We start from the raw sequence: 19416 nt of genomic DNA on the forward strand, positions 1-19416 counted from the left end.
TCAACGCCTCAACGCGTCGGCGGCGTAGACCAGCCACGCCAGGATCATCAGGCTGCCGCCGTAGGGCAGCAATCGGGTCGAAGCGCCGAAGAAATATGCCGCCGCCAGGCCGCCGGAAAACACCAGCACGCCGACGAGCAAGGCCAGCAGAGCGACCCGCGCCAGCGTACGCCGAGCGATCGGCGCCAGCGCGACCAGGGCCACGCCGTGCCCGAAAGCGAACACGGCCGCCGTCTGCAATCGCGACTGCGCCGCGGGATCGGCGACGTGCGCGGCATAGGCCGACAAGGCCACCGCCAGAGCGGCCAGCACCGCACCGGCCGCGGCCAGCGCACGCGCTCCGCCGGGCACGGACGCCGATGAAGAAAGTTCGCGCGAGGAAGAGTTCATGCGTTCGGGAACCTCGGTGCCGGGCGACAGACGCCAAGCCTGCGCCGCCGGATGAGCACGATAGCAGCCAAGCCCGATGGTGGCGCGGGCGTGGCTATGCGGATGTTGCGGATGTGGGATCGCCGGAGTGGGCTCGGCCATGCTGAGTCGGCTGTGTTCGTATCCGACGCGGGCCCGTTGCGGTTGCTTTGCTTCGGCTGTGCGTAGCTTCGCACTAGCGAAGGCAGTCGAAGACCCAGAGGGCGGCACGCATGGATGCGGGCCGTTTTTCATCGGGACATGGATGTCCCGTATGAAAAATCCCTGCGTCGGCATCGCTCATGCGGACCTTTGATTCAAAGAAAAGCATTTTTCTTTGGTTACCTTTCTTTTGTTGCTTATGACAAAAGAAAGTAACCCGCCGCTTTAGTGGCGGAAGCTCTTATCGTTTGATCTTGCTTCTGCAAAGCGACAGGCAAGTGCGAAGCTTGCCCCTGTAGGAGCGACGTGAGTCGCGACCACGTCCTAGCGGTCTCCGGCGCAGCCTTCAAGCAAGTGCAGAGCTTCCGCCCGCTCACGCGGCCGGGTTACTTTCTTTTGCTAAGCCCAAAAGAAAGGTAACCAAAGAAAAGGGCTCTCCTTGCAAGGGCACAAGCCACGAGTGCGATGCCCGCGCCGGGATTTTTCGATAGGACATCCTTGTCCTATCGAAAAACGGCGCACGTCCTGTGCGCCGCCCTCCGGGTCTCCATTTGACCGGTACAGCGGAAAAGCAGATCAAAATCACGGCAACGACTGATGTTGAGACAACACATCTACGAAAGATGCAACGCTACCTGAGATTCGCGATCGCGGCTCGTGATCGCAGGAAAATCCCTGGGGGACGCCGCCCCTCCCCTGAGCCAAGACCCACGGCGATAAGCGCCCACAAAAAAAAAGCGCCGCGGAAGCCGCGGCGCGTTTTCGTCGATCGCCGGCCCGCCTCAGCGGACCATGCAGGTCGGTGTTACTTGATCGGCCAGTACACGTCGAACTGACCCAGGGCCGGGTCGAAGCTCTGGTCGATGCCGGCCTTCCAGACTTCGTACGGACGCTCGGTCGTGGTGTAGCCGCGGGTCAGCGCCCAGGCGCGGACGGCATCGCGGACCGGAGCCAGCGCGGCCATGTTGTGGCCGCCGCTCGTGGCGACGACGACCTTGCTGGCCGGCAGCAACTCGGCCTTGACCGGGTTGCCCGCGCCTTCGATCTTGACGTCGAGCTTGGTCGCTTCGGTGCTGGTGTCGCCGATCTTGCGCACCACCTGCACCACGTCGAACGAATAGGTCTCGCTGCCGAACTCGTTGGTCACCACGCGGATCGGACCGACCGCTTCGAGGCCGTTGGCGGCGATGACCTTCTTGATCCATTCCATGTTGGCGTGGATCTGCGACTTGATCTTCTCGTTGTCGCGCGCGACCGCGGCGGTCACGCTGAGCACGTTCTCGGCCGGACGGTCGAGGACCTTCGGCGCGTTGGCCGGGTCGACTTCGGACAGCTTCGAATAGTCGTAGTTCGGGACGGTCGCCAGCATGTTGCTCAGGCGCGCCAGACCCATCTTGATGTCTTCGCCGACGTTGCTGCTGACGTACATGCCGGAGTAACGGCCCAGCAGGTTCCAGCCGTAGTCGACGTCGTAGGTCTGGGTGATCTCGACGTTACGGTTGTTCTTGCCGGTCGGACGCAGCTTGAACTCGGTGCGCTTGTTGTCGCCGCGCTCCTCGTTGACGATCTTGTAGCCGACCGACTTGCCCGGCTCGCTGCTGACGATTTCCCAGCTGCCCTTGCCCAGGCCGCGTTCCTTGGACGAGTACTCCAGGCGGGCGCCCACGCCCTCATCCTTGCCGGTCAGCTTGACCTCCATGGCCGGGTCGCGCAGCACCAGCGGGTTCCAATCCTTGAAGCGACGCACGCTGTTCAACGTGTCGAACACGATGGTCAGCTTGCGGTTGGTCTCAACCGAGTGCGACAGATGGCGGCTCGACGGCAAAACCACGCCGACAACCAGAAACAGCACGGCGACGATCGCCAGTGAAATCAAAATCTCGATCAGACGGGTCATTCAGGTTCTCCAGGGCCGGGCCCGGATCGGGCCGGGGCGCAGACCCACAATCGTAGCAAGATAAATCCCGGCAAGGGCAGCCATCACAGGCAAGAAAATCGACGGGCCGCATCCCGCACGACGCCGGGCGCGGGCCCGAGGCCGAGCCGGACCCGGCAATGCGCGGCGAAAAACCTGGAAACAGCCGGCTTTTCGCCGCCAAGCCGCCACATTCGCGTGGGTATGCCCCGCCCCTCGCCGCTCCGCCGATGCGCAACTGCAGTCAATCGCACACCACGCCGACGCACCGTCCGGGGCCGGCGCGGCGCGCGTCGATCGCGCCGAAGGCCCTCGCGCGCAACGACTGCGCGCGGTCGCGGCGCCGCTGCTCAGACCAACTGCAGTTCGAAGGCTTTGAGCACCGCGCGGGTGCGGTCGCGCACGCCGAGCTTCGACAGAATGTTGGAGACGTGGTTCTTGATCGTGCCTTCGGCCACGCCCAGCGAATTGGCGATTTCCTTGTTGGAGAAGCCGCCGGCCATCAGGCGCAGGATCTCGGTCTCGCGCTCGGTCAGCGGGTCGGGCCGGTCCAGGCTGACGAAATCGTTGCGCATGTGCTCCAGGCCCGACAGCAGGCGCTGGGTTACTGCCGGCTGAACCAGCGAACCGCCGTCGGCCACGGCCTGGATCGCGCCGACCAGTTGCTCCAGCGACACGTCCTTGAGCAGATAGCCCTTGGCGCCGGCCTTGAGCCCGGCCAGAACCAGTTGGTCGTCGTCGAAGGTGGTCAGGATGATGGTCGGCGGCAGATAGCCCGAGCGCGCCAGGGCCTGCAGCGCCTCCAGGCCGGACATCACCGGCATGCGCATGTCCATCAGGACCACGTCCGGGCGCACGGTCGGGATGATCTCGACGGCCTGGCGGCCGTCGCCGGCCTCGGCCACGACCTCGATACCCTCGGCCAGGGCCAGCAGAGAGCGCACGCCCTGGCGTACCAGGGTCTGGTCGTCGACCAGCAGCACGCGGATGGGGTTGGGAATCATGTCAAAGCTCCTTCGCGGGCCATGGCGGCCGCGGTGGCGGGCAGAGTCAGTTGCAGGCAGAAGCCGGCATCCGCACGGGTTTCGATGCTGAGCCGGCCGCCGTACTGCTGCAAACGCTCGCGCATGCCGCGCAAGCCGTTGCCGGTGACCAGGTGATCGGCGCCGCGACCGTCGTCGCGCGCGCTCATGACGATGTCGTCGCCGCTGCGGCGTACGTCGATCCACAGATGCTGCGCGCCGGCATGGCGCACGGTGTTGGTGACGATCTCCTGGGTGCAACGCAACAGCACGTGGGCGCGCTCCGGGTCGTCGAGGGTCAGCGGCGTCTCGATCTCCATGCGGATATCCAGCGCCGGTACGTTTTCGGCGAGCGGGCGCAAGGCCAGGGCCAGGTCGATCGCGCCGTTTTCGCGCAACTGGCTCACCGCCTCGCGCACGTCGGTCAGCAGCAGCCTGGCCAGAGTATGCGCCTGCTGGACGTGCTCCTTGACCCGCCCCTCCGAGAGGTGGCCGGCCACTTCCAGGTTCAGGCTCAGCGCGGTCAGGTGGTGGCCCAGCAGGTCGTGCAGCTCGCGCGAGATGCGGGTGCGCTCGTTGATGCGCGCGCTCTCGGCCAGCAGGGCGCGGGTCGCGCGCAGCTCGGCGTTGAGCCGGCGCTGGTCTTCCCGGGCCTGGGTCTGCTGCTTGGCGACCAGGGCGGTCAGGAACACGAAACCGGAAAAACCGGTGTACAGCAGCGATTGCAGCACCGCCAGCAAGGGCGGCATCTGCACCGCCTCGATAAACACCGGGATGATGACCAGGTTGAGGACCATCAGCCCGATCACACCGACCCGCAGCGGCACCATCCACGGCAGCAGCCCGGCCAGGACCATCAGCAGCACGCTGCCCAGGCCGGTGCCGGAGTAATAGCTGATGCCGATCGCGCACCCGCCCAGCACCAGCAATTGCAGGTAATCGAGCAAGCCGGTGCGGCGCTCGCCCAGCGAGCGGGTTATCCACCAGTAGACCGCACCGAAAGTGGCGTAAACCGCGACCCAGCGCAAAATCTGCAAATACAGGCCGGCCACCGGTTCGCCGTGGCCGGGCTGGAAATAATCCGGGTCGAGCCAGATCGACAACAGCCAGGAGCCGACCAGGCCCCAAGTGAACAGGCCGGCGTAACGTAGTAATCGGGTATGGGTCAGACGGGCCAGCATGAATGCATGCTAACGGTATGGGGCACGCGTCGGAGCCGTCCAGAAGTCATGCACTTGGCGTTCGCCCCGGGAGCGACCGCCATGCGATAATCGGGACGCCGACACGGAACGCGTGCCGGCTTTTGAATACTTGGAGCGTGGAATGTCGATCGTTGTCCGCGACGTGCGAGAGCACGAGCTGGATTCCGTCCTTGCCCTCAACAATGCCGCCGGGCCCGCGATCCTGCCGCTGGATGCGGCCCGACTGCGTCATTTTTTCGACACCGCCGAATATTTCCGCGTCGCCGAACGTGACGGCACCCTGGCCGGATTCCTCATCGGCATCGGTGCCCGCAGCGACCACGACAGCAGCAATTTCCGCTGGTTTCGCGAGCGTTATCCGGACTTCTTCTATATCGACCGTATCGTCGTCGCCAGCCGGCGCCGTGGCGGCGGTGTCGGCCGCGCCTTCTATGCCGACGCCCAGAGCTACGCCGAACTGCGCTATCCGCAGCTGGCCTGCGAGGTCTTCCTCGAAGGCGGCAACGACCCGGCCCTGCTGTTCCACGGCAGCTTCGGCTTCCGCGAGGTCGGCCAGCACGTCATGGAAGAGGCCGGCGTACGCGCGGCCATGCTCATGAAGCCGCTGTGCAGCTATGCCTGGGTCCGCGAGACCTATGGCGACGCCCTGCCCGAGGCCAGCTGGCTGGCCCGCCCGCGGGTCCCGGTCCAGCACGGCCAGGTCGCCGCCCAGGCGCCGCGCCCGACCGGGACCGGCCTGTGAACGTGGCCGTGGATTACGAACAGGCCGGCGAACTCAAGATCGGCCAGGTCGGCATCGCCAACCTGCGCATCCGCACCCTCGACGTCGAACGCCTGGTCGAGGAGATGCGCAGCCGGGTCCAGCGCGCCCCGAACATGTTCGGCCGGGCCGCGGTGGTGATCGATTTCGGCGGTCTCAGCCAGACCCCGGACGCCGGCACCGCCCAGGCCCTGCTCGACGGCCTGCGTGCCGCCGGCGTGCTGCCGGTGGCCCTGGCCTACGGCACCAGCGAGACCGACCGCCTGGCCCAGGCCCTGGGCCTGCCGCTGCTGGCCAAGTTCCGCGCCTCCTACGAGCGCGCCGACGGCGCCGCTCCGGAAGCCGCCCCCCCACCGCCTCGCCGCGAGGCCCCGGCGGTCGCCCCGGCCCCGGAGCCCGCCCGCGCGCGCGCGGCCGCCCCGGCAGCCGCCGCCCCGGCCGCCTCGGTGGGCATGATCCAGTCCGCCCCGGTGCGCTCGGGCCAGCAGATCTATGCCGACAACCGCGACCTGACCGTGCTGACCACGGTCGGCGCCGGCGCCGAGGTCATCGCCGACGGCTCGGTCCACATCTACGGCCCGCTGCGCGGTCGCGCCCTGGCCGGCGCGCAAGGCAACGAAAAAGCCCGCATCTTCTGTCGCGAGTTCCACGCCGAACTCGTCGCGATCGCGGGCCATTACAAGGTGCTCGAAGACATCCCGAAGGAACTGCGCGGCAAGGCCGTGCAGATCTGGCTGGAAGACGAACAAATCAAAATTGCGGCTCTGGATTGAAGCCGCACCATTGGAGGAACGAGTTTTGACCGAAATCATCGTAGTCACTTCGGGCAAGGGCGGTGTCGGCAAGACCACCACCAGCGCCAGCCTTTCCTGCGGGCTCGCCCGTCGCGGCCACAAGGTCGCCGTGATCGACTTCGACGTCGGCCTGCGCAACCTCGACCTGATCATGGGCTGCGAACGCCGCGTCGTTTACGACTTCGTCAACGTCGTCAACGGCGAAGCCAACCTCAAGCAGGCGCTGATCAAGGACAAGCGTTTCGACAACCTCTACATCCTGGCCGCGTCGCAGACCCGCGACAAAGACGCGCTGACCAAGGAAGGCGTGCAGAAAGTCCTCGAGGACATCGCCGCCGAAGGCTTCGACTACATCGTCTGCGACTCCCCGGCCGGCATCGAGAAGGGCGCGTTCCTGGCGATGTACTTCGCCGACCAGGCGGTCGTCGTGGTCAATCCGGAAGTCTCCTCGGTGCGCGACTCCGACCGCATCCTGGGCCTGCTGTCGTCCAAGACCCGCCGCGCCGAGAACGGCGAGCGCGTCAAGGAGCACCTGCTGCTGACCCGCTACAGCCCCAAGCGCGTGGAAGGCGGCGAGATGCTCAGCATCGGCGACGTCGAAGAAATTCTCGGCCTCAAGACCATCGGCGTGATCCCGGAATCCGGCGACGTGCTCAACGCCTCCAACAAGGGCGAGCCGGTGATCCTGGAAACCGAATCCGACGCCGCCCAGGCCTACGACGACGCCGTCGCCCGCCTGCTCGGCGACACCCGACCGATGCGCTTCACGCAAGTGGAAAAGAAGGGCTTCTTCAGCAAGATCTTCGGAGGCTGAGCTTATGGGTCTGTTCGACTTCCTGCTGGCCAAGAAGCAGACCGCATCGGTCGCCAAGGACCGTTTGCGGATCATCGTCGCCCACGAGCGCGCCGGCCGCGGCGGTGGCGGCCCCGACTATCTGCCGATGCTGCAGCGCGAATTGCTCGAGGTGATCCGCAAATACGTCAACGTCGACGCCGAATCGGTCAAGGTCGACCTGATCGGCGAAGGCGACAACAAGGTCCTGGACATCTCGGTCGCCCTGCCGGAAAACCCGGCGCAGGCCTGAGCCGACGCGGCCGGCCTGCCGGCCGCGGACCTGCCCACGCTGCGTGCTCGAACGGTGCAAGCCGTCGTCGCGCAGCCGCTACCGCTCCGCCGATGCCGTGGCCGCGCGCCTCATCGCGGCGAACGTGCATGGCCGAGGCCATACACTCGCTGGCCGCGTCGTTGCGTATGCCGCCGCGACGACCGCGGCGCCTGCCCGGCTATGGCCTGACTTACAACACTCCCACCCTCAAACGTTCCGCACCATGCTGACCCTGTCCCACCTGGCCTTCGACGACGTCGCCACCCTGCTTGCGCGCTACGACCTGCGCCTGCAGCGCGTCGACGACGGCGAGCCGATCCCGGGCAGCTACTGGGGCGACACCGAGGCCGGCCTGATCGGCAGCACCGTGTACGCGCGCGGCGACACCCCGCTGCACTCCCTGCTGCACGAAGCCGCGCACCTGATCGTGCTGCCGCCCGAGCGCCGTGCCCAGGTCCACACCGACGCCACCGATTCGATCGAGGAAGAGGACGCCGTGTGCGTGCTCCAGTGCCTGCTCGGCGATGCCATTCCCGGCGCCAGCCGCGAGCGCATCTTCGAAGACATGGACAGCTGGGGCTACAGCTTCCGCCTGGGCTCGGCGCGCGCCTATGTCGAACAGGATGCCGAGAGTTCGTGGCAATGGTTGGCCGAGCGCGGCTTGGTGCGGCTGCCGGAGCGGGTGCTGGCGCTGTAAGCCCGATCTCGCGCCGCGATTGTTCGCTGGCCCAGGGTAAGAGCGGCCTCCTGCTGGATTTCCTTCGGTCATAAGCGGCGGCCCACGGGACGCGCAAAAACGACAATGCCGAAGTCGTCCGCCGAAGCGGCGTGCTGTCGCGGGGTAGGAGCGGCGTCCTGCTGGATTTCCTTCGGTCATAAGCCGCGACCTCACCACTTCAATCTCGCGCCGCGAACATCCGCAGCCCCAGGGTAGGAGCGACGCAAGTCGCGACCACGTCCTGCCGGCCTCCGGCGTTCCCTTGAAGCAAGTGCAGAGCTTCCGTCCGCTACGCGGCCGGGTTACTTTCTTTTGCTAAGCCCAAAAGAAAGGTAACCAAAGAAAAGGGCTCTCCTTGCAAGGGGACAGGCCACGAGTGCGTAGCTAGCGCCGGGATTTTTCGATAGGACGTCCTTGTCCTATCGAAAAACGGCGCACGTCCTGTGCGCCGCCCTCCGGGTCTATGATCGCATCGCTAGATCGAAACTGCGCCAAGCTCTTTACGGCAACGGCAACGGCAACGGCAACGCGTGTTTTGCTCTTAGGGTAGGAGCGGCGCAAGCCGCGACCGCGCAACCACGATCACTGGTGCCGGCAGCCGCAGATTCGCGGTCGCGGCTCGCGCCGCTCCTACCCTTTGTACCGTCGTGGTTGCAGGATTGCTGTTGCTGTTGCTGTTGCTGTGCGTCGTAAAACACTCGCGAAGGCAACAGAAGACCCGGAGGGCGGCGCGCAGGGATGCACGCCGTTTTTCATCGGGACAGGGATGTCCCGTATGAAAAATCCCTGCGTCGGCATCGAGCGCGCGGGCCCTTGATTCAAAGAAAAGCATTTTTCTTTGGTTACCTTTGACCGAAGGGAATCCAGACGGACTTTTGTTGCTTATGACAAAAGAAAGTAACCCGCCGCTTTAGTGGCGGAAGCTTTTGGCGTTTGATCCTGATCTTGCTTGAGTAATGCGCCGCGAGGCCGCAAGAGCGCGGTCGCGGCTCGCGCCGCTCCTACCCCGCGAAAGCACGTCGCTTCGATGAGCGACATCGGCGCTGGCGCCTCTGCGCGTTCCATGGTCGCGACTTACGTCGCTCCTACAGGAGGGTACGTGGAGATACGGGAAGTCACGCCGCAAGACCGTTACAGCGCGGTCGCGGCTTGTGACCGAAGGAAATCCACTAGGACACCGCCCCTACCCCCACGAAAGCACGCCGCTTCGATGAGCGGTATCGGCTTTGCCAACCTCTGTGCGTCCCTTGGTCGCGACTCACGTCGCTCCTACATGAGCCTGTGGAAGCCACGAAGCGAGATTGCGAGTGCGCGTCGCGGCTTACGTCGTTCCACACAAAGGCAGCCTGAAACGGCCAAAGGCCTTGAGAGCAAAGCAAAGAAGATCATCGCGAGCGGCCACCGACGCCCTCCCTGGCGCCGACGCCATTCAAACCGTGCGGATCGGGCTATCCCCATAACCCTTTCCGTCTTCTTACAGCTTCCCTTCCCCTGATTGCGCCTTCCAGGCGCTTACCCCCACCGAGTGCCTGCCGGCCGCGTTCTCAGAACGCGACCGGCGAAATCTGCGCGGTCCGCGCGGCGTCGACCGCCACGGGCTCGGCTTCGCTGACCGGCGCCGGCAGCGCCGATTCCGCGCGCCAGACCGGGCCGGCGTCGGCCGGCCCATTCATCATTACGATGCCCACCACCGCCAGCGCCAGCAGGGCGGCCATGGCGACGCGCCTCAGATTGAGGCTGCCGTGGGGAGGTTCGATCGGCGCTTCTTCGCGCGCCCAACTCAGATCGGCCGTGAACAGGCATTCGCCACCTTCGCGCCGGCTGCGCTGCGACGAAGTCGTCGTGAGCGGCCGGTACCGCCTGTCGTCGGAAGAGCTCATCGTATGTTTCATGCCTTTCCTGTTGAAGCCAAAACGATTCCCCATGGGATCCACCCATCCCAAGCGTGACCGATGAACGGCTGCCGCTGGGCGTCACTTTTTCCGTTTTGGCGTCACAAATCAAATCCCTTTTTGTGACATGGGTTGAAACCTGACCGGGAACCGCCGTCCCGAAACCTGAACGAAATCGTCACAAATTCGGCCTGCGTTTCATGGCGCTAGATGAATACCGAAAAATTAACAATCTAAACGTTTACACGTAACGAAAAAATAACTTCACCGGAAGCACATTTCGTGACCCGGTACCGGCTGAACGGCCTGAATCGGTCAAATATCGGATCTGAACAGAGACCTACGTAACCGTTTTCAGTCCACCTAGTGTGCCGAATGTGCGCAGAACCTCGCCCTGGCCAGACGTTCGCCTGGCCTCCCGACGAGCCGCCCAGGCGCCCCGGCGGTGGTCGGCTTGCGCCGGACCGACCCGGCCTCTAGCCTTCTGGCTCGCGCGCAAAGCGCGGCACTTCCTGGAGAGAGCACACATGAACCACGTTCGCGCCGTATTGGCGCTCGGCATCGCTGCGGCCGTCATCGGCCTGGCCGGATGCAAGAAAGACCCCACCCCCTCCTCCAGCACCACGGCCGCCGCCGCGCCGGAAGGCGAGACCGCCGACCAGTTCATCGCCCGCGTCAACGACGAATACAAGAAGATGTATCCGGAGATGACCTCGGCACAGTGGTTGTCCTCGACCTACATCAACGACGACAGCCAGTTGCTCTCGGCCAAGGCCAACGAGCGCTACCTCACCCAGCTCAACAGCTGGATCGAGCAGTCGAAGAAATTCGAAGGCCAGCAGATGTCGCCCGCCAGCGCGCGCGCGATCCAGTTGCTGAAGATCGGCACCTCGATGCCGGCGCCGAAAGACCCGGCCAAGCTGGCCGAGCTGACCCAGATCGCCACGCGCATGGAAGGCATGTACGGCTCGGGCACGTATTGCAGCGGCAGCGGCGATACCGATTGCCGCCAGCTCGGCGATCTCGAAGACGTGCTGCGCAACAGCCGCGACTACGACGCCCAGCTCGACGCATGGAAAGGCTGGCACACCATCTCCAAGCCGATGCGCAAGGACTACACGCGCTTCGTCGAACTGGTCAACGAAGGCGCGCGTAACCTGGGCTATGCCGACACCGGCGAGTTGTGGCGCTCCGGCTACGACATGAGCCCGGTCGAGCTCGCCGCCGAGACCGACCGCCTCTGGGGCCAGGTCAAGCCGCTGTACGAACAACTGCATTGCTATACCCGCTCGCGCCTGGAAGCCAAGTACGGCGCCGACAAGGGCGAGACCACCGGCGGCATGCTGCCGGCGCACCTGCTCGGCAATATGTGGCAGCAAGACTGGGGCAACATGTGGGACGTGCTGGCGCCGTACACCGAACAGCAGGCCGGCAGCCTCGACATCAACGGCGCGCTGGCACGCCAGTACCAGCACAATTTCGACCTGCAGACGGCGAAGAACCCGGGCGACCGCGCCGCCGACGAACAGGCGCAGATCGAAGTCGACGCCAACCTGGCCAACGCCAAGCAGATGACCGAGCGCGCGCAGGACTTCTACGTCTCGCTCGGCATGCCCAAGCTGCCCGACAGCTATTGGAGCAAGACCCAGTTCATCAAGCCGCGCGACCGCGACGTGGTCTGCCACGCCAGCGCCTGGGACATGAACATGGGCGGCGACGTGCGCACCAAGATGTGCATCAAGCCGAACGAAGAAGACTTCACCACGATCTACCACGAGCTCGGCCACGTCTATTACTACCTGGCCTACAACAACCAGCCGCCGCTGTTCCAGACCGGCGCGCACGACGGCTTCCACGAGGCCATCGGCGACACCATCGTGTTGGCGATGACGCCCAAGTACCTGCAGTCGATCGGCCTGGTCGGCAGCCAGCAGCAGAGCAACGAGTCGCTGATCAACGCGCAGATGCGCATGGCCCTGGCCAAGGTCTCGTTCCTGCCGTTCGGCCTGATGATCGACCGTTGGCGCTGGGGCGTGTTCGACGGCTCGATCAAGCCGGGCGAGTACAACAAGGCCTGGTGGGAACTGAAGGCCAAGTACCAGGGCGTGGCTCCGGTCGAGGCGCGCGGCGAAGAGTTCTTCGACGCCGGCGCCAAGTACCACGTGCCGGGCAATACGCCCTACACGCGCTACTTCCTCTCGCACGTGCTGCAGTTCCAGTTCTACAAGTCGCTGTGCGACGCGGCCGGATTCAAGGGCCCGCTGTACGAGTGCAGCTTCTACGGCAACAAGGCCGCCGGCGCGAAGTTCCAGGCGATGCTGAGCAAGGGCGCGAGCCAGCCGTGGCAGCAGACCATGAAGGAGCTGACCGGCGGCGAGAAGATGGACGCCTCGGCGGTGCTCGAATACTTCGCGCCGTTGCAGACCTGGCTGAAGCAGCAGAACGAAGGCCAGAGTTGCGGTTGGCAGGCTTCGGCGGCGGGCGCGCCCGCGCCGGTCGCTCCGGGCGCCAAGCCGGCAGCGGCCAAGCCCGAGGCGAAGGCGGGCAAGCCCGCACAGGGCTGAGCCCAACTCTCGCGGTGTTCTCGCGGCGTCCGCGGCCGCAAGCAAAAGAAAAACCGGCTTCGGCCGGTTTTTCTTTGTCCGCGGATCGGTTAAGCGCCGACTGCGTCGGCCTGCTCGGCCTTAGCTTCGAGTAACTCGCGATAACGCGCGAGCAGCTCGCCTTCGGCTGCGGCGACGAAGGCCCGCGTCATCGCCGTGAATTCTTCGTCCGCACCGGCCATCGCCCGCAGTTGCGCGCGTTTGCGCGTGACCCGCTGCAGGGGACGGGCGCGCTGCGCGGGCGCCGCGACCGCGGCCTCGTCCAGGGCTTCGGCGATGTCGAACAACAGATCGTTCAAGCGCTGCAGATGGCGGGTGCGCGCCTCGACCAGCGCCTGCCGATTGAGCGCCATGATGCGGATCGTGTGTTCGCCGTAGGCATCGGCGACGGCGCCGTGGAAGCTCGGGCTTAGCAGCGACAGATCGGTGTCGGTATGCCAGGCCAGATGCGGGCCGGGATCGCGCCGGGTCGGGTCGATCAGCAAGGGGTCTTCGCGGTCGCAGTCGTCGCCCGGCTTGAACGCCCGAACCGCCGACACCGGGAACGCGTTGCCCTTGCCCACGCTCTGCAATTTCTGGGCAGCAAGCTGCGCGGCGGTCATGCCGGCTTCGGCGACCCGGTGGCCTTCGACGCGATTGCAGCCGATGCAACTGCGCAGCAAGTTGTCCCAGTCGGCCGCGAGCCACCAATAGCCGCGATGGCCGGGTTCGCCGTCGACGCCGGCCTTGGGCCGGTAATGCTCGATGTCCGCCGACGAAGTCGCCTCGTGCAAGGACTCGCAGTACGCGCACTTCTTCTTGAACAGCTCGCGCAGCGCCTCTTTGACGTCGGGCCGCTTATAGGCCTTGAAGCCGAAGGTCTCGGCCTTCGGGTCCAGGTAATGCTTCGAGGCTTTCTCGAGTTCGCGCCGGCCGGCGCCGTCCGGGTCGACCAGCGAGGCCGGCGCCGGCACCGACTTGCGATCCACGAACCTCATTCGTGGGCTCCCGCCGCCGCGTCCGCGCTCAACAGGGCGACGATTTCCTCCAGCGCGTCCTCGCGCATCGCCGCACGCTCGGCACCGCCGCGACGGCGGCGGCCGTTGAGGTAACGCTGGGTCGCCTCGCCGACGAGTTGCTCGACCGGCGTGTCGCCGAGCGGCAGGCCCGCGAGTTGCGCCGCCAGCGCGCCGCGTTCGCGCTGTTCGCCGGCATCCAGCGCGGGCTTGCCGAGCAGATAGGCATAGCGATGCAAGGCCGCATCGGTCTGCGGCCGCGCGGTGCTGGCCAGGCCGAAGAAGTCCGAGGTCAGCAACTGGTCGCTGCGCAACAGCTCGATGTTGGGCAGGTCTTCGCGCGGGCGGATGCGGTCGTGCTGGTCGCGGTACAGCACGTGCACTTCGCCGTCGCGCATGCCGCGCAGGCACAGTGCGTCGTGGGCGGTGACGATGAACTGCACCTTCGGCATCGCCCGCCGCAGCGCCGACATCACCTCGATCTTCCAGCGCGGGTGCAGGTGCACGTCGATCTCGTCGATCAGGACGATGCCCTGTGCGTATTCCAGATTGCCCCAGGCCTCGACCATGCGCCGCATGATGTCCACGGCCATCGCGAACAGGGAACGGTAGCCGTCGCTCATGCGCTCGACCGGGGTCACCCGGCCGTGGGCGCGCACCATCACGTGGCCGCCCGGGCCGCGGAAGATGTCGTCGTCATCGTGCAACGAGAACACCTCGCGCATCGCCCGCGCCACCGCATTGAAATGCTGCCGGCTCGCCTCGACCAGCCACGGCGAGGGGTCTTCGAGCTTGGCGAAAGGATCGAACAGGCTGCGGTTGACCGCGTTCTTGTGGATGCGGTCCTGCGAACGGAAGAAGCGCCTCGCCCCGTAGGCCAGCACCATCGACGGGGCCGCCTCGGTATGGTCCTCGATGCGACCGAGCGAATCGATCTCGATGCGGCGGGTGTCGCCCGACGACAGCAGCACTTCCACATAGGGCCGGTCGATCAGCACCTCCCAGGACTCGCGCTGGCGCGGCAGGAAATCGGCGCCCTCGACCCGGCAGCCCTTGCGCAAGCGCTCGTCCATCAAGGCCAGGGCCAGCGCTTGCAGCACGGTGCTTTTGCCGGCGGCGTTCTCGCCGAGCAGCATCACCCCGGAGGCATTGCTGTCGGAGGCCTGCGCATGGGCGAACTCCAGCTCCAGGGTGTCGATGCCCTTGAAGTTGAAGATGCGCACACGTTCGACGTGGGACGCGTCCAGTCTCGGCCTGAGTTCGTAGTACTCGCTCGCCGCGCTGCGCAGCGACTCGGCGATCGGCGTTTTGTCCGCGCCCGACAGGTATTCGTAGGCGACCCGGTCCCAGACCTCATGGTGCCCGGCCAGGCGCGGAATATCGCGCGACGGGCGGAAGCCGACGATGGGCTTGAGCCCGGCCCGGCGCGCGGTTTCCTTGGCCACAGTGTCGAGCGCGGAACGGATCGCGCCGCTGTGCCGCAGGTTGTCCAGCTCGTCGATCAATCCGATGGCGACCGCTTCGGCCTCCGGGTCGATCGCCTGATGGATCGTAGCGAGCAGGTCGAACATCCACTGGCGTCGCGCCTCGACCAAGCGCGGGCGGTTGAGGTTCAACACCGCGATGGTCGCCTCGCCCTTGTCGGTCTTGGCGGCTAGCAGGCCGTCGGGCCGGAACGCCAGATGCCGCGCCGGGTCGTCGCGGCAGGGGTCGATCAACAACGCGTTCTCGCTCGCCACCGTTTGCCGCCACGCGGTCATCGGCAAGGCGCGCGGCGTATCGACCGGGAACAGATTGCGCTTGGCCGAGACGCATTCGTTGCAGGCAAACATCAGGTTGCGCCATTCGAACGCCAGCCAACCGTAATGGTCGGGGCTTTCCTCGCGCGTGCGCGGATCGGCCGCGGCCAGGATCGGGCGGAACGGATCGATGCGGCTTTCGTGCACCTGCAGGCCGGATTCGCAATACGCGCATTTACTCTTGAACTGCGCGTCCAGAGCCGCGAACACGTCCTTGCCCAGGAACAACGGCTCGTAGCGTTCGAACGGCGCGCGCTGGCGCTGGCGTTCCTCGGCCGGCCGGCTGTAGAACGCGGTGATTTCGCGGGCCCAGTCCAGCAATTCCGGCCGGCGCAACGACGGCGGCGTGGCCAGCCTTTTTACTTTCCTCATGCAGCCCCTCCGCAGGGCGTTGGCGGCCGCAGGCGGCACGGGCATTGGCGGCCGCAAGCGGCCTAGCTTCCGTGACTGCGCCGGGCGGCGGATCGCCGTCATTATGGACATGGCCGGGTCTGGCGGAATGGCACTCGGTCCTAGATCGCGAAGCCGGAGCGATGCCGGCCTCGGGCACAATGCCGATGCGGCTTGTGCGCGCCTGTGCCGCTTCCCGTTACTGGCCGCCCCTGCGGCGGCCGCGCTCCCGGAGTTCCGCATGCCCCCCTCGATCCGCCTGTGCGCCGCCTTGCTGCTCGCGCTTTCGTCCACCGCCGCGGCTGCCGCCGAACGCGTCGACCTGTTGATCCGGCAGGCCAACGTGGTCGACGTGGTCGAGGGCAAGACCCGCGCCGACCAGGCCATCGCGGTGCGCGGCGATCGCATCGTCGCCATCGTCGACGACGCCAAGGCCCGGCGCTACCAGGCCGCGCAGACCGTCGACGCCCAGGGTAAGTACGCGATCCCGGCGCTATGGGACATGTACGTCCACTTCGGCGGCGGCGACAAGCTGATCGAAGAGAACAAGAACCTGCTGCCGTTGTACGTGGCCCACGGCATCGCCGCGGTGCGCGACGCCGCCGGCGACCTCAGCCCGAGCGTGTTCGAGTGGCGCGATGCGATCGCCGCCGGCCGCCTCGACGGTCCGACGATCTACACCTCCGGCCCGAAGCTGGAGGGCTACGAATCGATCTGGCCCGGCGACATCGAAGTCGGCAATGCCGCGGAGATTTCCAAAGCGCTCGACCGACTGCAGGGCTGGAAGGTCGATTTCGTCAAGATCACCGACAACACCTTGTCGCCGGAGCTGTTCCTCGACGCCCTCAAGCAGGCGCACGCGCGCGGCCTGCGCACCTCGGCGCACGTGCCGTTCACCCTCACCATCGATGCGGTCAGCGCGGCCGGGCTCAGTTCGATCGAACACATCGACTACGCTTACAAGGCCGGCTCGCCGCAGGAAGCCGAGATCGGCGCGATGGTCGCGCGCGGCGAGATCGACAGCCGCGAAGGCTGGAACCGGATCCAGGCCAGCTTCGACGAGGACACCGCGCGCGCCGCCTATCGGCGCCTGGCCCGACGCGGCACCGCGGTCACCCCGACCCTCAACGGCAGCTTCGTCACTACTTACCTGGATCGCGACGATCACCGCGGCGATGCCTATCTGCGCTATATCGGCCCCGGCCTGCAGGCGACCTACGCCTGGCGCGTCGAACGCGCGGCCAAGGACGACGCTGCCGCGATCGAGCGCCGCCACCAGCGCTACGAGCGCAGCGCAGCGATCCTGCCCTTGCTGCAGTCCTCCGGGGTCGCGATCCTCGCCGGCACCGATGCGGGTTTCCTGAACTCCTTCAATTACCCGGGCATCGGCCTGCACGACGAGTTGCAGCGCTTCGTCGACAACGGCCTGACCCCGTTGCAGGCGCTGCAGGCGGCGACCATCAACGGCGCCCGCTTCCTGGGCCAGGAGCGCCTGCACGGCCGCCTCGCCGCCGGCAAGGCCGCCGACATCGTCCTGCTCGACGCCGACCCGTTGCGCGACATCGCCGCGACCCGACGCATCGACAGCTTCGTGTTGCGCGGCAAGCTCCACGATCGCAAGGCGCTCGATGCGATGCTGGAGGATGTGCGCAAGAAGGTGGCGGCGCAGACCGCGCCGTAGCCTTTGTAGGAGCGACGTGAGTCGCGACCACGACCTCGCAACAATGGCGCAAGCGTGATTCGCGGTCGCGGCTCGCGCCGCTCCTACCCTCGAAGCCCGCCGGCTCTTCCCTCAACGCCGGAACTTCTGCGGCGTGGTACCGCTGAACTGCTGGAACATCGCGATGAAGGCCGAAGCACTGGCATAGCCCATCGCCACCGCCACCTGTTGCACGCTGCGGCCCTGCTCCAGCAACGGAATCGATTGCTGAAAACGCAGGCGCTGGCGCCATTGGCTGAACGACATGCCGAGTTCGTCGCGGCAGCGCCGGCTCAGGGTGCGCTCGGTGGTGTGCACGCGCTGCGCCCACTGCTCCAGGGTGGTGTTGTCGCCGGGATGGTGCTGCAAGGCGTCGAGGATCGGCCCGAGCAAACGGTCTTCGCTCTGCGGCACGAAGCGCGACAGCATCGGCGTGGCCAGCAACTTGTCGATCAAGACCCGCGCCAGACGCCGGTCGGCCGCGGTGTCGGGCACTTCGATGCCGCGATCGAACAAGTCCTCGACCCCGGCGATGAACAAAGGATGCAGACGCACGATACCCGGCGCTTTCGGCAGCATCGGCGTGTAGCGCTCGGCGATATTGATCAGGCGGCACTGCACTTCGCGCCGGTTGTGCGAGCTGTGGTCCATCTTCGGCGGGATCCACACCGCGTAGCCGGGCGGTGCGAAGAACGGCTGCTCCTCGATCAGGAAGGCCATGCTGCCGGATTCGACGAAGGCCAACTGGCCCCAGGGGTGCTGATGCAGGGCGCTCTCGGTATCGACCGCCAAGGCCTCGTAACGCAGCAGCAGGGGGCCCGGCAAGGAGCGGTAGGGATAGTGGAAGCGGCGGCTGTTGCGCATCTTGTCCGGGCCTCGCTACGGCTTGTCTGGTTATCGACATCTGTCGATTACCCGACATTCTAGAATGAGCCGCCCCACGTTGTACGGAACACCGCAATGCATTTGTTACTGCCGATCCTGGCCACGCTGATCTGGGCCGGCAACACGATCGTCAACAAGCTGTCGGCCGGCGCGATCGAGCCGGCGGCGATTTCGTTCTATCGCTGGCTGGTCGCCCTGCTCGTCCTCACTCCCTTCATGCTGCCGCGGGTGTGGAAGCTGCGCGCGCAGGTGCGCCCGCACTGGCGCAAGTTGATCGTGCTCGCCGCGCTCGGCATGGTCATGTATCAGTCGCTGGCCTACTTCGCCGCGCACAGCGTCAGCGCCATGTCGATGGGCCTGATCGTCGCCGCGATTCCGCCGATGACGATGGTGATCGGCATGTTCGTGCTGAAGACGCGTCCTTCGCCGGGCATGTTGGTCGGCGCGCTGATTTCCTTCGCCGGCCTGAGCTGGCTGCTCAGCGGCGGGCACCCGGGGCGATTGCTGCAGCAAGGCCTGGGCCGCGGCGAACTGATGATGCTGCTGGCGGCGTCCTCGTACGCGCTGTACGGCGTGCTGGTGAAACGCTGGGCGCTGCCGATCCCGAACGGCGAGTCGCTGTACCTGCAAGTCCTGTGCGGCAGCGTGCTGTTGCTGCCGGGCTTCCTGCTGGCGCCGTCGGTGGCCTTGACCGCGCAGAACCTGCCGCTGGTGCTGTACGCCGGTCTGCTGGCCTCGACCGTGGCGCCGTGGTTCTGGATGCACGGCCTGCTGCGCCTGGGCGCGGACAAGACTTCGGTGCTGATGAACCTGACCCCGGTGTTCACCGCCGTGTTCGCCGTGCTGTTCCTGGGCGAGCCCTTGCAGACCTATCACTGGATCGGCGGCGTGCTGACCTTGCTCGGCGTCGCGACCGCCCAGGCCTTGCGCCAGCGTCCGGCGGCGCCGCTGCGGGCGCAGGAATGCGCGAGATGACGGCCACGATTGCTTGGCTTGGGTAGGAACGGCGCCCTTCTGGAATTTCTTTCGGTCACCAGGCACGACCGGTCTGCGGACGGTCCCTCGC

General features: G+C 66.1%; 16 protein-coding genes. 8 read left to right on the forward strand and 8 right to left on the reverse strand.

Going from position 1 to position 19416, the window contains the following annotated elements:
* From ACKN61_RS17085 to ACKN61_RS17100, 4 genes are all read right to left on the reverse strand, one after another.
* Window positions 1-531, reverse strand: coding sequence for a DUF423 domain-containing protein (locus tag ACKN61_RS17085; protein WP_408950530.1), 531 nt, complete (start codon window positions 529-531; stop codon window positions 1-3).
* An 844-nt stretch (window positions 532-1375) separates the two neighbouring features.
* A complete protein-coding gene (locus ACKN61_RS17090; RefSeq protein WP_408950531.1) occupies window positions 1376-2467 on the reverse strand; it encodes an SRPBCC family protein in 1092 nt (363 codons plus the stop codon).
* Between the two features lie 368 nt (window positions 2468-2835).
* Complete coding sequence (locus tag ACKN61_RS17095; RefSeq protein WP_031374136.1) at window positions 2836-3489, reverse strand: response regulator transcription factor; 654 nt, start codon at window positions 3487-3489, stop codon at window positions 2836-2838.
* A complete protein-coding gene (locus ACKN61_RS17100; RefSeq protein WP_031374137.1) occupies window positions 3486-4688 on the reverse strand; it encodes a sensor histidine kinase in 1203 nt (400 codons plus the stop codon). The genes ACKN61_RS17095 and ACKN61_RS17100 overlap by 4 nt, the downstream gene beginning before the upstream one ends.
* Before the next feature lie 142 nt (window positions 4689-4830).
* Between ACKN61_RS17100 and ACKN61_RS17105 the strand changes: the two genes are divergently transcribed.
* The 5 genes from ACKN61_RS17105 (at window position 4831) to ACKN61_RS17125 (ending at window position 8066) form a co-directional block, all read left to right on the forward strand.
* Complete coding sequence (locus tag ACKN61_RS17105) at window positions 4831-5451, forward strand: GNAT family N-acetyltransferase (RefSeq protein WP_408950532.1); 621 nt, start codon at window positions 4831-4833, stop codon at window positions 5449-5451.
* On the forward strand, window positions 5448-6242 hold the full coding sequence (gene minC / locus ACKN61_RS17110; protein ID WP_408950533.1) for a septum site-determining protein MinC: 795 nt from the start codon (window positions 5448-5450) through the stop codon (window positions 6240-6242). Before ACKN61_RS17105 ends, minC begins: the two co-directional genes overlap by 4 nt.
* A 25-nt stretch (window positions 6243-6267) precedes the next feature.
* Window positions 6268-7077, forward strand: coding sequence for a septum site-determining protein MinD (gene minD / locus ACKN61_RS17115; RefSeq protein WP_408950534.1), 810 nt, complete (start codon window positions 6268-6270; stop codon window positions 7075-7077).
* Between the two features lie 4 nt (window positions 7078-7081).
* On the forward strand, window positions 7082-7348 hold the full coding sequence (gene minE, locus ACKN61_RS17120; protein WP_408950535.1) for a cell division topological specificity factor MinE: 267 nt from the start codon (window positions 7082-7084) through the stop codon (window positions 7346-7348).
* Between the two features lie 244 nt (window positions 7349-7592).
* Window positions 7593-8066, forward strand: coding sequence for a hypothetical protein (locus tag ACKN61_RS17125; RefSeq protein WP_408950536.1), 474 nt, complete (start codon window positions 7593-7595; stop codon window positions 8064-8066).
* A 1565-nt stretch (window positions 8067-9631) separates the two neighbouring features.
* Here the strand turns inward: ACKN61_RS17125 and ACKN61_RS17130 are convergent.
* Entirely contained in the window at window positions 9632-10021 is a 390-nt protein-coding gene (locus tag ACKN61_RS17130) for a hypothetical protein (protein ID WP_408950537.1), read from the reverse strand.
* A gap of 485 nt (window positions 10022-10506) precedes the next feature.
* Between ACKN61_RS17130 and ACKN61_RS17135 the strand changes: the two genes are divergently transcribed.
* Complete coding sequence (locus tag ACKN61_RS17135; RefSeq protein WP_408950538.1) at window positions 10507-12543, forward strand: M2 family metallopeptidase; 2037 nt, start codon at window positions 10507-10509, stop codon at window positions 12541-12543.
* An 89-nt stretch (window positions 12544-12632) separates the two neighbouring features.
* On the opposite strand, the gene ACKN61_RS17140 is transcribed toward ACKN61_RS17135, so the two are convergent.
* Together ACKN61_RS17140 and ACKN61_RS17145 are read right to left on the reverse strand one after the other, a co-directional pair.
* Window positions 12633-13559 carry a hypothetical protein gene (locus ACKN61_RS17140; protein ID WP_408950539.1) on the reverse strand — a complete coding sequence of 309 codons (927 nt, stop codon included), beginning with the start codon at window positions 13557-13559 and terminating at the stop codon, window positions 12633-12635.
* The gene (locus tag ACKN61_RS17145; RefSeq protein WP_408950540.1) at window positions 13556-15748 is read right to left on the reverse strand and encodes an AAA family ATPase; all 2193 of its coding nucleotides are present in this window, start codon (window positions 15746-15748) and stop codon (window positions 13556-13558) included. Before ACKN61_RS17145 ends, ACKN61_RS17140 begins: the two co-directional genes overlap by 4 nt.
* 259 nt (window positions 15749-16007) lie before the next feature.
* On the opposite strand from ACKN61_RS17145, the gene ACKN61_RS17150 reads away from it, so the two are divergent.
* On the forward strand, window positions 16008-17447 hold the full coding sequence (locus tag ACKN61_RS17150; protein ID WP_408950541.1) for an amidohydrolase family protein: 1440 nt from the start codon (window positions 16008-16010) through the stop codon (window positions 17445-17447).
* A 111-nt stretch (window positions 17448-17558) separates the two neighbouring features.
* Here the strand turns inward: ACKN61_RS17150 and ACKN61_RS17155 are convergent, their stop codons facing one another.
* Window positions 17559-18329, reverse strand: a complete 771-nt coding sequence (locus ACKN61_RS17155) for a helix-turn-helix domain-containing protein (protein ID WP_036149199.1) — start codon at window positions 18327-18329, stop codon at window positions 17559-17561.
* Window positions 18330-18425: 96 nt separating this feature from the next.
* Between ACKN61_RS17155 and ACKN61_RS17160 the strand changes: the two genes are divergently transcribed.
* Window positions 18426-19325, forward strand: coding sequence for a DMT family transporter (locus ACKN61_RS17160; RefSeq protein ID WP_408950542.1), 900 nt, complete (start codon window positions 18426-18428; stop codon window positions 19323-19325).
* The last annotated feature ends 91 nt before the right edge of the window (window positions 19326-19416 follow it).

Source organism: Lysobacter sp. Hz25 (assembly GCF_046097045.1).
Classification (GTDB): Bacteria; Pseudomonadota; Gammaproteobacteria; order Xanthomonadales; family Xanthomonadaceae; genus Lysobacter; species Lysobacter antibioticus_B.

What these genes read in the sequence shown, in the direction of transcription:
- minE (WP_408950535.1), top strand. Translation starts at nt 7,082, where the DNA reads ATGGGTCTGTTCGACTTCCTGCTGGCCAAGAAGCAGACCGCATCGGTC.
- ACKN61_RS17105 (WP_408950532.1), top strand. Translation starts at nt 4,831, where the DNA reads ATGTCGATCGTTGTCCGCGACGTGCGAGAGCACGAGCTGGATTCCGTC.
- ACKN61_RS17095 (WP_031374136.1), bottom strand. Translation starts at nt 3,489, where the DNA reads ATGATTCCCAACCCCATCCGCGTGCTGCTGGTCGACGACCAGACCCTG.
- ACKN61_RS17135 (WP_408950538.1), top strand. Translation starts at nt 10,507, where the DNA reads ATGAACCACGTTCGCGCCGTATTGGCGCTCGGCATCGCTGCGGCCGTC.
- ACKN61_RS17140 (WP_408950539.1), bottom strand. Translation starts at nt 13,559, where the DNA reads ATGAGGTTCGTGGATCGCAAGTCGGTGCCGGCGCCGGCCTCGCTGGTC.
- ACKN61_RS17145 (WP_408950540.1), bottom strand. Translation starts at nt 15,748, where the DNA reads ATGAGGAAAGTAAAAAGGCTGGCCACGCCGCCGTCGTTGCGCCGGCCG.
- ACKN61_RS17100 (WP_031374137.1), bottom strand. Translation starts at nt 4,688, where the DNA reads ATGCTGGCCCGTCTGACCCATACCCGATTACTACGTTACGCCGGCCTG.
- ACKN61_RS17155 (WP_036149199.1), bottom strand. Translation starts at nt 18,329, where the DNA reads ATGCGCAACAGCCGCCGCTTCCACTATCCCTACCGCTCCTTGCCGGGC.
- ACKN61_RS17160 (WP_408950542.1), top strand. Translation starts at nt 18,426, where the DNA reads ATGCATTTGTTACTGCCGATCCTGGCCACGCTGATCTGGGCCGGCAAC.
- ACKN61_RS17125 (WP_408950536.1), top strand. Translation starts at nt 7,593, where the DNA reads ATGCTGACCCTGTCCCACCTGGCCTTCGACGACGTCGCCACCCTGCTT.
- ACKN61_RS17085 (WP_408950530.1), bottom strand. Translation starts at nt 531, where the DNA reads ATGGCCGAGCCCACTCCGGCGATCCCACATCCGCAACATCCGCATAGC.
- ACKN61_RS17090 (WP_408950531.1), bottom strand. Translation starts at nt 2,467, where the DNA reads ATGACCCGTCTGATCGAGATTTTGATTTCACTGGCGATCGTCGCCGTG.
- ACKN61_RS17150 (WP_408950541.1), top strand. Translation starts at nt 16,008, where the DNA reads ATGCCCCCCTCGATCCGCCTGTGCGCCGCCTTGCTGCTCGCGCTTTCG.